Annotated in this window: 12 protein-coding genes; 1 reads left to right on the top strand and 11 read right to left on the bottom strand. The window is 58.3% G+C overall.

Features of this window, described 5'->3' with window-relative positions; genetic code table 11:
• Nucleotides 1–37: 37 nt before the first annotated feature.
• The 10 genes from NKJ35_RS08210 to NKJ35_RS08165 form a co-directional block, all read right to left on the bottom strand.
• A complete protein-coding gene (locus NKJ35_RS08210; RefSeq protein WP_352646156.1) occupies nt 38–1,018 on the bottom strand; it encodes a glycosyltransferase family protein in 981 nt (326 codons plus the stop codon).
• Between the two features lie 109 nt (nt 1,019–1,127).
• Nucleotides 1,128–1,868 carry a methyltransferase domain-containing protein gene (locus tag NKJ35_RS08205; protein WP_352646154.1) on the bottom strand — a complete coding sequence of 247 codons (741 nt, stop codon included), beginning with the start codon at nt 1,866–1,868 and terminating at the stop codon, nt 1,128–1,130.
• Nucleotides 1,869–1,943: 75 nt separating this feature from the next.
• Nucleotides 1,944–2,852 (bottom strand): hypothetical protein, encoded by a 909-nt coding sequence (locus NKJ35_RS08200; RefSeq protein WP_352646153.1) that lies wholly within the window; start codon nt 2,850–2,852, stop codon nt 1,944–1,946.
• Between the two features lie 94 nt (nt 2,853–2,946).
• On the bottom strand, nt 2,947–4,218 hold the full coding sequence (locus tag NKJ35_RS08195; RefSeq protein WP_352646150.1) for a lipopolysaccharide biosynthesis protein: 1,272 nt from the start codon (nt 4,216–4,218) through the stop codon (nt 2,947–2,949).
• A gap of 345 nt (nt 4,219–4,563) precedes the next feature.
• Nucleotides 4,564–5,337, bottom strand: coding sequence for a glycosyltransferase family 2 protein (locus NKJ35_RS08190; RefSeq protein WP_352646148.1), 774 nt, complete (start codon nt 5,335–5,337; stop codon nt 4,564–4,566).
• Between the two features lie 21 nt (nt 5,338–5,358).
• Complete coding sequence (gmd, locus tag NKJ35_RS08185) at nt 5,359–6,453, bottom strand: GDP-mannose 4,6-dehydratase (RefSeq protein WP_352646147.1); 1,095 nt, start codon at nt 6,451–6,453, stop codon at nt 5,359–5,361.
• A gap of 146 nt (nt 6,454–6,599) precedes the next feature.
• Nucleotides 6,600–7,877 carry a sugar transferase gene (locus NKJ35_RS08180; RefSeq protein WP_352646145.1) on the bottom strand — a complete coding sequence of 426 codons (1,278 nt, stop codon included), beginning with the start codon at nt 7,875–7,877 and terminating at the stop codon, nt 6,600–6,602.
• A 28-nt stretch (nt 7,878–7,905) separates the two neighbouring features.
• Entirely contained in the window at nt 7,906–9,225 is a 1,320-nt protein-coding gene (locus tag NKJ35_RS08175) for a UDP-glucose dehydrogenase family protein (protein WP_352646144.1), read from the bottom strand.
• 148 nt (nt 9,226–9,373) lie between these two features.
• Complete coding sequence (gene nusG / locus NKJ35_RS08170) at nt 9,374–9,964, bottom strand: transcription termination/antitermination protein NusG (RefSeq protein WP_352646142.1); 591 nt, start codon at nt 9,962–9,964, stop codon at nt 9,374–9,376.
• Nucleotides 9,965–10,419: 455 nt separating this feature from the next.
• Nucleotides 10,420–11,010, bottom strand: coding sequence for a biotin transporter BioY (locus NKJ35_RS08165; protein WP_352478465.1), 591 nt, complete (start codon nt 11,008–11,010; stop codon nt 10,420–10,422).
• Nucleotides 11,011–11,124: 114 nt separating this feature from the next.
• On the opposite strand from NKJ35_RS08165, the gene NKJ35_RS08160 reads away from it, so the two are divergent.
• Entirely contained in the window at nt 11,125–12,033 is a 909-nt protein-coding gene (locus NKJ35_RS08160) for an MBL fold metallo-hydrolase (protein WP_352646140.1), read from the top strand.
• 12 nt (nt 12,034–12,045) lie between these two features.
• Here the strand turns inward: NKJ35_RS08160 and NKJ35_RS08155 are convergent, their stop codons facing one another.
• Complete coding sequence (locus tag NKJ35_RS08155) at nt 12,046–12,831, bottom strand: DUF1499 domain-containing protein (protein ID WP_352646138.1); 786 nt, start codon at nt 12,829–12,831, stop codon at nt 12,046–12,048.
• Between the last annotated feature and the right edge of the window lie 6 nt (nt 12,832–12,837).

Below are 12,837 nucleotides of genomic sequence, written 5' to 3'. Positions count from 1 at the left end.
CTACAGGCCTACAGACGGTTCGGCGATCGAACCATCGCTATACCAGCTCGAGAAACCGCTCAAATTGGCGTTTCTTGCTGTACTCTTCACGAATTGCGCGATGCCCGGCCCAGCCGATCGCGTCCCAGCTTCCATCGTTCAACTGCCGTTCGATTCTTTCCGATGCGTCCTGCGGCTGCTCGTAGACGGCCATAGTTTCTCCGTCGCGCATGGGTGCTGGATAACTGCCGGAGTCGGAAACCAATAGAGCTCCGGCCCCCATGGTTTCGAAACAACGCATATTGCCACGGTCTGGGCCTGCCATGTCGATCGAGGCATTGACCACGACCTTGGCTCGTCCAAGCTGTTCGTACATTGCGCGCCCGAACACGGGAGGCGCACTGACGTTGCGGATCGCGGGCGGGCGGCGCACCGCTTTCAGAGGACCGAACCAGCCAAGCGGCGTCTCCGCAAGCGGCGTATACCGTGACAGATCCAAATGGAAAACAACGCGGCGGCGGCCGGCAAGACGTGCAACCGCTTCCAGTATCTGCCTTCTGCGTTGGTGATGGCGGCTGTAGCCGCCGAAGAAAAGAACATCGATGTCCCTGTTCCGATTCTCGGCCACACTGTCGAGTTCCGGATCGTGAGCTGGAATAAAGTGAGCCGTCGTGGCGCCCTGCTCTTCCCAGAGCTGCCGCATCGATGGAAAATTGCAAAGCACGAGATCATAGCCGGAAAAGTCAATCTTGCCTGGCGCGGCGCGCCAGGCAATCTTGCGTTTCACGTGCCCAGGCAAGCGGCTCACAAAAGCGGCATCGTAGCGGAATGGATCGAGATTGTAGAAGACATCCGTCTTGTGATGCTCGATCTGGGCAAGAAGGATGTCGGCCAGCGGCGTATCGTTGCCCAGGCCGTTTTCGCGTGCCCACGCCCGCTGCAGCGATTCGTCGTCGCCATTGGTAAAGAACGCCTCCGGACTGTGCTCAAGAATCGGCAACAGAATATGTGCCGCGCCGTAGCGATCGTTCAGAAACACGCCCCTCTGCTGCTCGAAGCTGCTGATCCCCGCCACGAGGCCAGTAAGGCGGGGCCTATAGCTTGGGGCAATCCCAGAATTCTGAAAAAGTCGCATGATTCCGTTCTTGCTATTGCGTGGGTTTTGTAGCGCTGATGACGAAGCCGGAACAGAAAATGCGCCAGTTCAGCAATGCGCAGAGATTCTCGAACAGAGCGACGGAAAGGTACGCGGGCAAGAAGAAGGCAAAATAGTCGCTGGCACGGTAGAACGACTTGGCGTCCACCTGCTCGAATCCCTGACTGCGAAACAGTTTTGTCATGTCCGAAGGGGAGCAATGGTCGAAAAACGCCGGATAGCCCGTAACGCCGACTGCCGCTGGCCTGAGGTATGGGATCAGCCATCTCTGCATAACGGGTCCGACGATCCGCAATGCCACCGAATAGGGATGCCACTTCGACGGGACATAGTGGTGCATTACGCCGCCCGGCCGGAGCGCCAAAAACATCGAGCGCGCCGCCGCCCTGTTGTCGGGTACGTGCTCCATCAAGGTGATCGAAATGAGCATGTCCGCTTCGACATCAACGGGCTGCTCGATCGACTGGACGACAAATTGGTCGTAGATGCGATAGCAGTCCGGTTTTTCCTCGATGTCGAGACCGATATAGGTGAAACTGGTACTTCGCTCCAGAAGCGGCCTGTCGATACCGCCGACCTCGAGGATGGCCGACGGCTTTAGGCGCGCAACATCCTCGGCAATGCGCCGCTCAAGCTCCGCCTTGTAAGACGGCGCACCGAAAACTCTGGGAAAGCGGCGTTCGAGCCATGCTGCGGCGTCCCTGTTCCAACCAATAAACGACCTGAGAATCACCGCACCCCTTGTCTGCAAACCGGTAAAGACCGGACATCGAAAATCATAGTGCTGTTACGGCTTGCAATGGCTACGTTAGTTCGCCTTGCTTTTCTGTCGCATGAACTGGTCCTTCACGTGATTCACGAAGGCGTCAGGAAGGGACGCATTATCGCGGAAACTCGTTTCGCGGGTTGGATCGTCATTTACCACGACAATCGCTTGGTTTGGGTAGGTGATCCGCGGAACCTGCCCAAAAAAAGCAGCCCACAGGTTGAAGTTCGAGCCGGCTCCGATGATCGCACTTGCCTGAGCCATTTCCAGCATGTGCGTTACCGACTCCGCGTCATTCGCCCGGAGCACGTCCGGGAGACGAAGGAGTGGCACAAGCTCGGTATCGTCCCCATCGGAAAAGACACGGGCTGGCATGCTCGTGCCCAAGGCCTCACGAAGAGCAACAAGGCTGTCGCAGTACCAGTCGATCGGAAGCCGTTGATTATGGGTCTTGGCCTCCACTCGATTCACGTCGAAACGGGAGAAGTCGCCAAGGCGGACATGGACAGCCACGAAGGGCGCGGCCGACGCTTCCGGCAGGTACTTTTTGCGGGTAATCCTGCGAAAGGCGTCGTAGAGCACGCGCCCATGGCCGCGGACTTCATGGAAATGTTTTTCGAAGTTTGACGCCACGGTGTTCTTGAAGACAACGACTGTGTTTCTGCCGTCAAATGCCATTGACGCAGCTGTATCCGAGGGAATCTTGCGTGCCGCTGCGAGAAGCACGGTGCGCCACGGCTCGCCCACATAGCCGTGATTGGTGAAAAGCTTGAAATATTCGCGCCGGTCCCGCTCACGGCGCAAATAGGGACCTATGCGCGGGCGGAACCAGCGCGGTCCGAGCATCTGTGCATCGTTGTTTCGACACCATATCTCACAACGCGCCCAGGCGAGCATGCTGTGACCAAGACCGAAACGGCCGATATCTGGATAGCCATAGAGATGTGCCATGAGCGTCTGCCTTCTCAGCGCCAAAACTCAGTCGATGTCCGGCAGACGGCGCCGAACCGATGGTTGAATTGCTCAGCGAAGACGGGGCTCACCCTCATTGTGTCGTTTTTCCGTTCTCTGTTGCCTGCAAGCTGACCATTCTCGTCGCACGATCAGCCAACACAAGGTGAATGGCATAGGTCACAGCGGTGGCAAGCGCGTACCAGACCATGACAGTGGTTGGATTGTCGACCCCTACCCAGCCGAGTCCGCCGAAGACACACAAGGTGAAAAGAAACCGGCATATTTCCCAAGTGAATTGAAGCGACTGGCGGTCAATAACGACAAGCGTCATGGTCAACGCCGTGGCGACGAAGCGCACATACGCGATTGGAAATCCAATCACGCAGAGTTTGCCGGCCATGGTCCAATCCGCCCCGAAGACTAGCGGAACGAGGCTTGGCGAAAGTATCATCCCGAGCACTGTCGGCAACAGACCGATGGCAAGAAGCTGAAAGAGCGAACGTCGAAACGCCCTGTTCAAGCCCTGCTTGTCGGTACGATAGAGTGTTGACAACTCGCCAGTGAAGACCTGCGAAACGGCCACCGCGATGACGCCAACCGGCATCAAGATAAATCGCTCCAGGAGGGCGTACTGCCCCGCGACTTTCAGGTCGAACAGCGCAACAAAGGCGAATGGCGCGACCGCAGCGCTAAGAGATGACAAAAGCGTTCCCGGAAAAGTGAGGAGGCCAAATTTCTGGAAACGAATGGCCGTAAGCCTCATCTCGGAAAAAGAGATTCGAGAAATCAGAGTTCGCCAGAGTTTGCCGCTCCCAAAGAGGACGGTGATTGCCCCGAAGGCTCTACCGAACACATCGGCAAGAACGAGACCAACTCCAATGAAAGGAAGAAAGGCAAATCCAAGCGCGCCAAATGAGAACCCCACCGATTGCAAGATCTTAGACCGTGCGCTTAGACCATAGTTACGCTCGCGGATTGGCAAGAAGGTGAGCATTTGGTAGATCCCCGCTACGGCCATTGCGACGGGTAAGAAAAAGATAATGCCTTGCAGAGATGGCAGGGCACCCGGGATCAACAAATTGGCAGCGCCGGCAAGAAGAAGGGTCGTCATGCTGGTCAAGATGCAGAGCCGAAACGTCAATTTTAACAGATTTTCAAAAACCCTTCCCGGTCGCGCGCTCAAAATTGCAACCTCATAGCGAAATGCGACAAACATAACCGCCACATTCAGTATCGAAATATAGATCTGATATCGGCCGAACGCTTCAGCATCATAGAGCCGCGTCAGGGCAGGAAGAGCAGCAACGGCAATGGCCTGCGCAATCACTGACCCCGACAGCACGGTCAGGATGCTTCGAAACATGCCAAATCGCCAATTGTAAAAATCGAGACAGTTTTCTCCTGACGCAAAACATGGCCGGCAAACGGCCGAACGGTCGCGGAGAGCAAATTTCCTAGGCCAGGCCGTTCCGCAACGAGGTTCAGGACATAAACTCCGATCGGCTTATTCTTGCGATTATCCATCGGTGGGGTTCTGCGCCTTGTGGATGTCGTTGGTTGATTCGCGCACGGCCACGGTGTATCGCGAAACTCGGTGATCGCAAGTCTCGATGCATATACATCTCGGGACGCACCCGCTAGGCACCCGCGCCCATGGTGTTCAATGAGCTACAACGCCTCGACGACTCGCCACCGAGATTGCAGCCATCTAAGCGAGACTATCGTTGCCAGAGTGCGGCTTCGAGAAAAATTGTCCGAGTTTGCGCATTGGCTTGGCAACAAGCGCGTAGTCAAGAGGACCCGATCCGAGCCAGCGGCGGCGTGCCCGCAGCGCTTCCAGATTGTGCCCGATATGCGAGGCAAGGCTTCGCGTGCTGGCCCCGCCTACCATCATATCCACAAGCACGTGGCTAGTCGCCGCGATTCGGAAACCGTGGAGTTCAACGGCTCTCAACATCCAATCATAATCCGATGCCACTTTGAGGCTGAGGTCGAATGCACCTACCGCGTCCGCAACCCGTCGCTTGACGTAGAACGTTGGATGGGCCGGCATCCATCCGGTTCGAAAACCCTTGCTGGGTCGGGCCGCGGCACGCCAACGGCGTACCACGCGCTTGGTCAGATGGTCTTCGACAAAATCCAGGTCGCCATGCACGATGTCAGCCTGTTCGAGCCCTGCCGAGATCCGTCCCAGCGCGGTACGATCGTGGAAGCAATCGTCTGAATTCAGCACTCCAACCGCATCTCCGGTATAGAGGCGCAGCCCCTTGTTGAGCGCATCATACATCCCGCTGTCGGGCTCGCTGACCAGGCGGATCTGGTCCTGTGGGTACGATTGGACTATCCGCAGCGTATCGTCCGATGAATGGCCGTCGATGATCACCAGTTCTTTGTCGTAATGATTCTGGACTAGGAAGCTGTCAATCGTATGCCTGATCGTCGCCGCGGAGTTCCAACAGACGGTCAAGACCGAGATTTTCATATCAACCCGGTCCGACGCCACTTACTGTGCCGCAACGCGAATGCGATCCTCATCGAGGCGCCGATGTTCGGATTCCCGTCTTACCGTTTCGAGGTCGGACTGGACCATTTCCTGGACCATTGTCGCCAGCGACGTTGTTGCCTTCCACCCGAGAACGCGCTCCGCTTTCGAGGCGTCGCCGATCAGAAGTTCTACTTCGGTGGGTCTGAAATAGCGCGGGTCCACCTCGACCAGAACGGCGCCGGATTTCGCATCGATGCCTTTTTCATCTATGCCGGAACCAACCCATTGGATCTCGGTCCCAACCTCATTGAATGCAAGCTCGACGAAGCGACGGACCGAGTTCTTCACGCCGGTTGCAAGGACATAGTCGTCGGGTACGTCGTTCTGAAGAATTCTCCACATGCCCTCGACATAGTCGCGGGCATGCCCCCAATCCCGCTCGGCTGACAGATTGCCGAGGTAGAGTTTGTCCTGAAGGCCGAGGCTGATCGCGGCAGCCGCGCGCGTGATCTTGCGGGTGACGAAGGTCTCGCCGCGCATCGGGCTCTCGTGGTTGAAAAGGATGCCGTTGGAAGCATGGATGTCGTAGGCTTCGCGGTAATTCACTGTGATCCAGTAGGCATAGATCTTGGCAGCCGCATAGGGCGAGCGGGGATAAAAGGGCGTCGTCTCCCGTTGCGGGATCTCCTGCACCTTGCCGTAGAGCTCGGACGTCGATGCTTGATAGAAACGCGTCTTTTTTGTCAGGCCAAGCAGCCGGATCGCCTCGAGCAGGCGCAACGTGCCGATCGCGTCGGCATTCGCCGTGTATTCCGCGGTCTCGAAGCTCACCTGGACATGCGATTGTGCTGCGAGATTATAAATCTCGTCTGGCTGCACTTCCTGGACGATGCGGATGAGGTTGGTGGCGTCGGTCATATCGCCGTAGTGCAGCGACAGCCTTACGTCCTTTTCGTGGGGATCCTGGTATAGATTGTCGATGCGACCGGTGTTGAACGACGACGACCGCCGCTTGATACCATGGACATTGTAGCCCTTTGCCAAAAGAAGTTCCGCCAGATAGGCGCCATCCTGGCCGGTGATGCCGGTAATGAGTGCGGTTTTCCTAGTCATTGTGCTTCTCCGGGGTCGGTAAGACGATATTCTCAAGGCTGATCAGCGTAGCTTTGGACATTACAAAATACCCACTTCAAAAACTGAAGATGTGAGGCTTGCGAGCGGCGGCTTGGTTACGTCGACTACTGATCTTTGTCACCTTGTCAACGTGCGCCAAAGCCCGTCAGCATGGTTCGGATGGTACGAAACACGATCAGCACGTCGAGCCAAGGGGAGAAATTCTTGATATAGTAGAAGTCGTAGTGAAGCTTTTCCAAGACGTCGTCAACAGCCGCGACGTGGCCTTGGTTGACTTGCGCCCATCCGGTAATGCCAGGCCGCACGATGTGCCGGTATCGATAGAATGGCAGCTCCGCCTCGTACCACTTCGAGAGCACGAGCGCTTCCGGCCGCGGACCGATCCAGCTCATCTCGCCGCGCAAGATGTTGAAGGCCTGCGGCAACTCGTCGATCCTGGATTTTCTCAAGAACTGCCCCAAACGGGTGATGCGTGCGTCGCCGGCCTTCGTAATGGCCGCTTCCTTCTCGTCGACAGCTATGTCGCCGAGCTTCATCGTTCGAAACTTGTAGACCTCATAGGGATGGCCTCTATAGCCCATTCGCTTCTGTCTAAATAGCGCCGGTCCAGGCGAATCGATCTTTACAGCGATCGCCACGAACAACAGCAATGGCGAGAAAACAACAAGTACCAACAATGCAGAGGCCCAGTCTATCGCCTGCTTTATTTTCAGGTAAGCCTGGTTTGGATTCAAGGAGCCTAGAGTATTTTCAGAAAGATGCTCGATCTCCACCCTGCCTGTGAGCGACTCGCTTATTTGCTTGACATGATAGACCGGCGTTCCCGAGAGCGCGCTATCGGCAATATACCGCTCCCATTCATCTGAAAGGTCGGCTCGAAGATCGGCCACCACGCCGCTTGCGTACTCGACGACCGTGTCAGGTGAATGAATTTTGTGCCAGCTAACGCCTGGTATGCTCTCCAGCCTGTTGACGTCTCCGCCGGGAATTATCGCCAGTCGGTGTGCGTCGAGCCGCCGGGTGGCCAAGCTCAAACCAAAATACCACAATGTCGATTGAATGAAGCTCGCCGCCGCCTGGAACCGGCTGTAATCGAACCTGAAGAAGAAGATCGTCGCGAACACCAGGCCGTAGGTCAGGGCGAAGGTTGGCAGGATGTAGCCAGCCGCTGCAACGCCCGGAAAATTGCCGATGCGCTTGTAAAAGAAATAACCGGTCGTGTGAGCAATAAATGCCGCAAAGATCGTGACCTGCAGGTTCGGTGACCGGATCACCTCCTGATCGACTGACAGGCGGATCAGCGCCGGCAGCAAAATCGCGAATGTCAATCCGCCAAGCAGCTGAAAGCGCATCCGGAGCAGCAGATGCCGTTTGTTGGGTAAATGGATGGTGGTGGCGATCAATTTGAATCCCGCGAATCAACCCGGACGTTCACCTGACAACATGCCGCTCCCGGCCGACGCTCGAATAGGCTATGCCTTCCTTCACAACGTCCTCGCCGCGATAGACGTTTCGCAGGTCGACCATCACCGGCGTCGCCATGACTGCACGAAGCCGCTTCAGATCCAATGACCGAAACGCATTCCACTCGGTGACGATGACGATTGCGTGCGCGCCGTCGGCCACCGCGTAGGCGCTTTCCCCGAATTCAATGCCCTCGATCATTTTGCGCGCCTGCTCCATGCCGACCGGATCATAGGCCTTGATTGCAGCGCCGGCATCCTTGAGGGCCTGGATGATGGCCAATGAGGGCGCATCGCGCATATCGTCGGTGTTCGGCTTGAACGTAAGGCCCAGGATACCGATGGTCTTGCCGCGAACCGAGCCGCCGCAGGCCTCGACCACCTTGCGCGCCATGGCCCGTTTGCGCTGGTCGTTTATCGAGACCGTCGTTTCAATCAGCCGCACGGGGCTTGCCGCGTCCTGCGCGGTCTTGACCAGCGCCAGCGTATCTTTCGGGAAACAGGAACCGCCATAGCCCGGCCCGGCATGAAGAAACTTTGCGCCGATGCGGTTGTCCATGCCGATGCCGCGCGCGACGTCCTGCACATCGGCTCCCAACCGCTCGCAAAGATCGGCAATTTCGTTGATGAAAGTGATCTTCATGGCCAGAAACGCGTTACCGGCATATTTGGTAAGCTCTGCCGTACGCCGGCTCGTGTAGAATATCGGCGCGACGTTCAACGAGAGCGGGCGGTAGATCTCGCCCATGACGGCTTTGGCCCGTTCGGCATCGGTGCCGACAATGATGCGGTCGGGCCGCTTGAAGTCCTCGATCGCCGATCCTTCGCGAAGAAATTCCGGGTTGGAGACCACCGCAAAATCGGCTGTGGGATTTTGCTCGCGGATGATCCGTTCCACCTCATCGCCGGTACCGACGGGAACGGTCGATTTCGTCACCACGACCGTAAACCCCTTGAGCGCGCGACCAACTTCGGCGGCCGCGTCATAGACGAAGGACAGGTCGGCATGGCCATCGCCACGCCGTGATGGCGTGCCCACGGCAATGAAGACGACATCCGATTGAGAAACGGCATCGGCCAGATTGTCGTCGAAACGCAAGCGGCCTTGCGCAGCGTTGGTGGTGACGAGGTCGTCAAGCCCTGGCTCGTAGATCGGTATCTTGCCAAGTTTGAGCATGGCAAGCTTTTCCGCATCCCGGTCGACGCAGCAGACCTGATGGCCAAAGTCGGCGAAGCAGGCGCCCGAGACGAGCCCTACATAGCCGGCACCAATCATTGTTATTCGCATACAGCGTACCCTCAATCAGCGCCGACGAGACGATCTCGCCACACAGCGCCTAGTCCCACCGAAGAACGGCTACCGCACTCCCGGGTGAAAACCCGAGAGCCGATCCTACAACAATTTGCATCGCCTCGCCGCACCTTGATGCTTACGGCTATGCGATGGCGACGAGATCCCTGGTATCCAGATCGACAGGTATCTCGCCATTCATGATGGCAACCAGAACCCGAGCTCTTCCGGCTGGATCGAGCCGGTCAAGGCGACCGATCATTTCGGCGAAAGGGCCGGAAAGGATCCGAACCGAAGCGCCGGCTGCGAGGCCGCCGCTGAAATCGAGCAAGCCATGCCTGCCGGTCAATGCAATGAAGCGCTCTACCAGACCGGAGGGGACAGGCAAAGGCCGGTCCCCCTGCATGACGAGGGAGCGCACACCGAATGTTCCATTAATCGAGCGCCAACGTTGCAACGCGACGTCCAGGGCGATGAACATGTAACCGGGGAAATAAGCCGCAACTCGTGTTTCGAGCCGCCTGGCATGACGCACGGTTTTCTCGCAGCGAGGCACAAAGGGCTGGAACCCCTGGATCCGGAGATGCCGCTCGGCAACGTGCTCCTTTCCGGGAAAGACGCTGGCCGCATACCAGCGGGTTGCCGGCGCGGCGGTCGGCTCAGGCGACGGGATTGTTGCCTTGCTCGTTGTTTTTTCCGCGCTATTCACGTGTCTCCCTTCGGCGGTCGGCGGCATGATCTCAGGTCAACGGTTACGACAGTGTGTGGATACCAGCAAGCAACCAAGCCACTAGAGTCAAGGCGGTTGGGTTAAGAATTTCCTACACATTGTCCAGAAATTTAGCTCTGCCTAAATAATCATCGAGCCGCTTTCTTTTTCAGCTGGCTGAGATGTTATGTCGAGCAATTTATTTCCATACGTAAGTGCGTGGTTACGCTAGTCGTGACGAATCGCCCGTTGGTTCTGGTACTTAGTCTGTCGACTTGAAGCTAATGTGACGGAAGGCGTCGCGCACAAGCCTGCCGCCGGCGACAAAGATCCTGCACGGCCACACCAAGTACGGCGAAAACCATTCGGCAGGTTTTCTCGCAGAACGGGTCACCATCGAGTCATGGGGGTTCAGGCAATAACATGGCGACAGCGATACAACATGCAGGTCCGTTTTTGACTTAAGTTCCGCTCGACCGGCTTCACGAACGCTTCAGCAGCGACCAGACAGCCGGCACCAGGCTCGCGGCCAGCGCAACCTTGATCAGATCACCGACGATAAAGGGCACCACCCCGAACTGCCAGGATTTTTCCGGGCCGATCAACAGCGCCAGCCAGGCAAAGCCCATTGCCATCATGACGATCTCGGCCACCAGCATGGCATTGAAGAGCTTGATAGGATGGCGATCCCAGCCACGGTCGGCAGCCCAGCCGACGATCGCCGCCATGACGACGAAGCCGGCTAGATAACCGCCGGTCGAACCGAGCATGTATGCGATGCCGATGCCTTTTTCCGGCGTGCTCTGGAAGACCGGAAAGCCCATCGCGCCCTCAGCCATGTAGAGAAGCAGCGTTGCGACGCCGAGGCGCATGCCGAAGGAGGCAGCGATCAGGAAGACAGCGAGCGTCTGCATCGAGATATCGACCGGACCGAGCATGACCTTGGTCTTGGCCGACAAGACCAGCAGCAGCGTTCCGGCGAACGCCAGCAGAAGCTGTCCCGCCAGGCGGGCCGCGCCCTTTTCGGGCAAAGCGAGAGAAATGAGCGGACGCATCGTCGTTGCAATTGCCATGGTCTTCCCCGTTCCGGATTGCCGCCGAACGCGGCCTTGCGTTTTCCTATATTGGCTTCCGTGCTATGCGGCAATCGGTTTTGCCCTCGCCCCAAAAAAGGTCGCGACGTTCGCATGGCGCTGAAATTCGACACACGCTTCGACCCTGCCTACGGCCAAGGCGTAGCCGTTGCGCCCAACGTACTTCGGATCACCGCCAGGAACCCAAGCCCGTTCACCTTTCACGGAACCAACAGCTATATCGTCGGACGCGAGACGCTGGCGGTAATCGATCCCGGGCCGGATGACGAGGCACATCTTAGAACACTGCTCGAAGTGATCGGGACCAGGCCGGTCAGCCATATCTTCGTCAGCCACACGCATCGCGACCATTCGCCGCTGGCGGCTCGGTTAAAGCAGCATACGGGTGCGGCGGTTCTGGCGGAAGGCCGACATCGTCCGGCGCGGCCGTTGCGTACCGGCGAGGCCAGTCCGCTCGATGCCAGCGCCGACACCGGCTTTGTTCCTGATATCGCGCTGCCGGACGATATGGTGATCGACGGCGACGGCTGGGCGATCCGGACGGTGCTGACGCCCGGCCATACCGCCAATCATGCAGCCTTCGCGCTGGAGGGAACCGGCATCCTTTTCTCGGCCGACCACGTCATGGCGTGGGCAACCACGATCGTCGCGCCGCCGGACGGCGCGATGGCGGACTACATGACATCGCTCGATCGGCTGATCGAACGCGACGACCGGCTGCTGCTGCCCGGCCATGGCGGTCCGGTGATCGAGCCGCGCAACTTCATGCGCGGATTGAAAACGCATCGCAAAATGCGCGAACGGGCAATTCTGGAGCGGATCAACAGCGGCGACCGGGCAATCAAGGACATGGTGGAGGTGATCTATCGAGACACCGACCCGCGCCTGCATGGCGCGGCCGCCCTGTCGGTACTTGCCCATCTGGAAGACCTGGTGGCGCGCGGCCTGGTCCAAACCGACAGCGCGCCGGCTATCGACGGCATCTATTCGCCGGTAAAGTAGTACCCTCCGATATTATTCCGCCGGCGCCACGCCCACCTGGCCAGCGACTTCCTGGTCGAGTTCGGCAAGAAAATCGGTTATGCGCACTGCATTGTCGCCAAGATCGTGGCGGCCGTAACGCGAGGCCGAGCGCATATCGACGATGACCACGTCGCCGTCGTCGGTCACGCGGATGGCGACATCGGCTGGAAGGCCAAGCAGCAAGCTCTTGGCCAGCGCATCGACCGTCACGTCGCTTTGCCCTGATGCGTCGGGAAATGGCGCCGTGAGCTGCCAGCCGCGCTGATCGAGCACGGTTTTGACCGCCTCAAGAACGCGATCGAAAGGCAAGGTGTAGCTGCGTCCGGTAACGAGCGGATAAGCTTCGATTTGCAGGCGCTGCTCGCCGGGCGTCGGCGGCAAAAGCTCGTTCATGTCCTTTGACCGGGTAGAAATATCGAGCGCCGGCGGGTCGTCCAGATCCGTCGAGATGTCGCGCAGCGGCGGATAGGTCGCCGCCCAATAGGCCGCGACAGCGTATGGGACGAGCACCAGAAGCGCCAGCAAGGCGCCGGCGGTCAGGTCCTGGCCGCCGCGATCGCCGAAATTCCACAATCGCGCGAAGGCAAATCCGGCAAACAGAAGCGCAAATGCTGCCAGCAGGGCGACGATGCCAAGCACCCACAGGAAAGCCGGGGTCTCGACGAGGTCATAGCGATGGCCGATGAGAGCGGTCAGCAGCAGCACTGCCGAAAACGCGCCGGCGCGCCGCGACCAACCGGCAGCCCTCGACGTTTGTCGCTCGGGAATTCCCGTCATTGTGTT

It is taken from the genome of Mesorhizobium sp. M0136 (genome assembly GCF_040322515.1).
Taxonomy (GTDB): Bacteria; Pseudomonadota; Alphaproteobacteria; order Rhizobiales; family Rhizobiaceae; genus Mesorhizobium.
This window is presented reverse-complemented; position numbering and strand designations above follow the sequence as displayed.

Coding starts and splice junctions, on each gene's coding strand:
- NKJ35_RS08165 (WP_352478465.1), bottom strand. CDS start 11,010: ATGGCAATTGCAACGACGATGCGTCCGCTCATTTCTCTCGCTTTGCCC.
- NKJ35_RS08155 (WP_352646138.1), bottom strand. CDS start 12,831: ATGACGGGAATTCCCGAGCGACAAACGTCGAGGGCTGCCGGTTGGTCG.
- NKJ35_RS08175 (WP_352646144.1), bottom strand. CDS start 9,225: ATGCGAATAACAATGATTGGTGCCGGCTATGTAGGGCTCGTCTCGGGC.
- NKJ35_RS08200 (WP_352646153.1), bottom strand. CDS start 2,852: ATGGCACATCTCTATGGCTATCCAGATATCGGCCGTTTCGGTCTTGGT.
- nusG (WP_352646142.1), bottom strand. CDS start 9,964: ATGCCGCCGACCGCCGAAGGGAGACACGTGAATAGCGCGGAAAAAACA.
- gmd (WP_352646147.1), bottom strand. CDS start 6,453: ATGACTAGGAAAACCGCACTCATTACCGGCATCACCGGCCAGGATGGC.
- NKJ35_RS08195 (WP_352646150.1), bottom strand. CDS start 4,218: ATGTTTCGAAGCATCCTGACCGTGCTGTCGGGGTCAGTGATTGCGCAG.
- NKJ35_RS08160 (WP_352646140.1), top strand. CDS start 11,125: ATGGCGCTGAAATTCGACACACGCTTCGACCCTGCCTACGGCCAAGGC.
- NKJ35_RS08190 (WP_352646148.1), bottom strand. CDS start 5,337: ATGAAAATCTCGGTCTTGACCGTCTGTTGGAACTCCGCGGCGACGATC.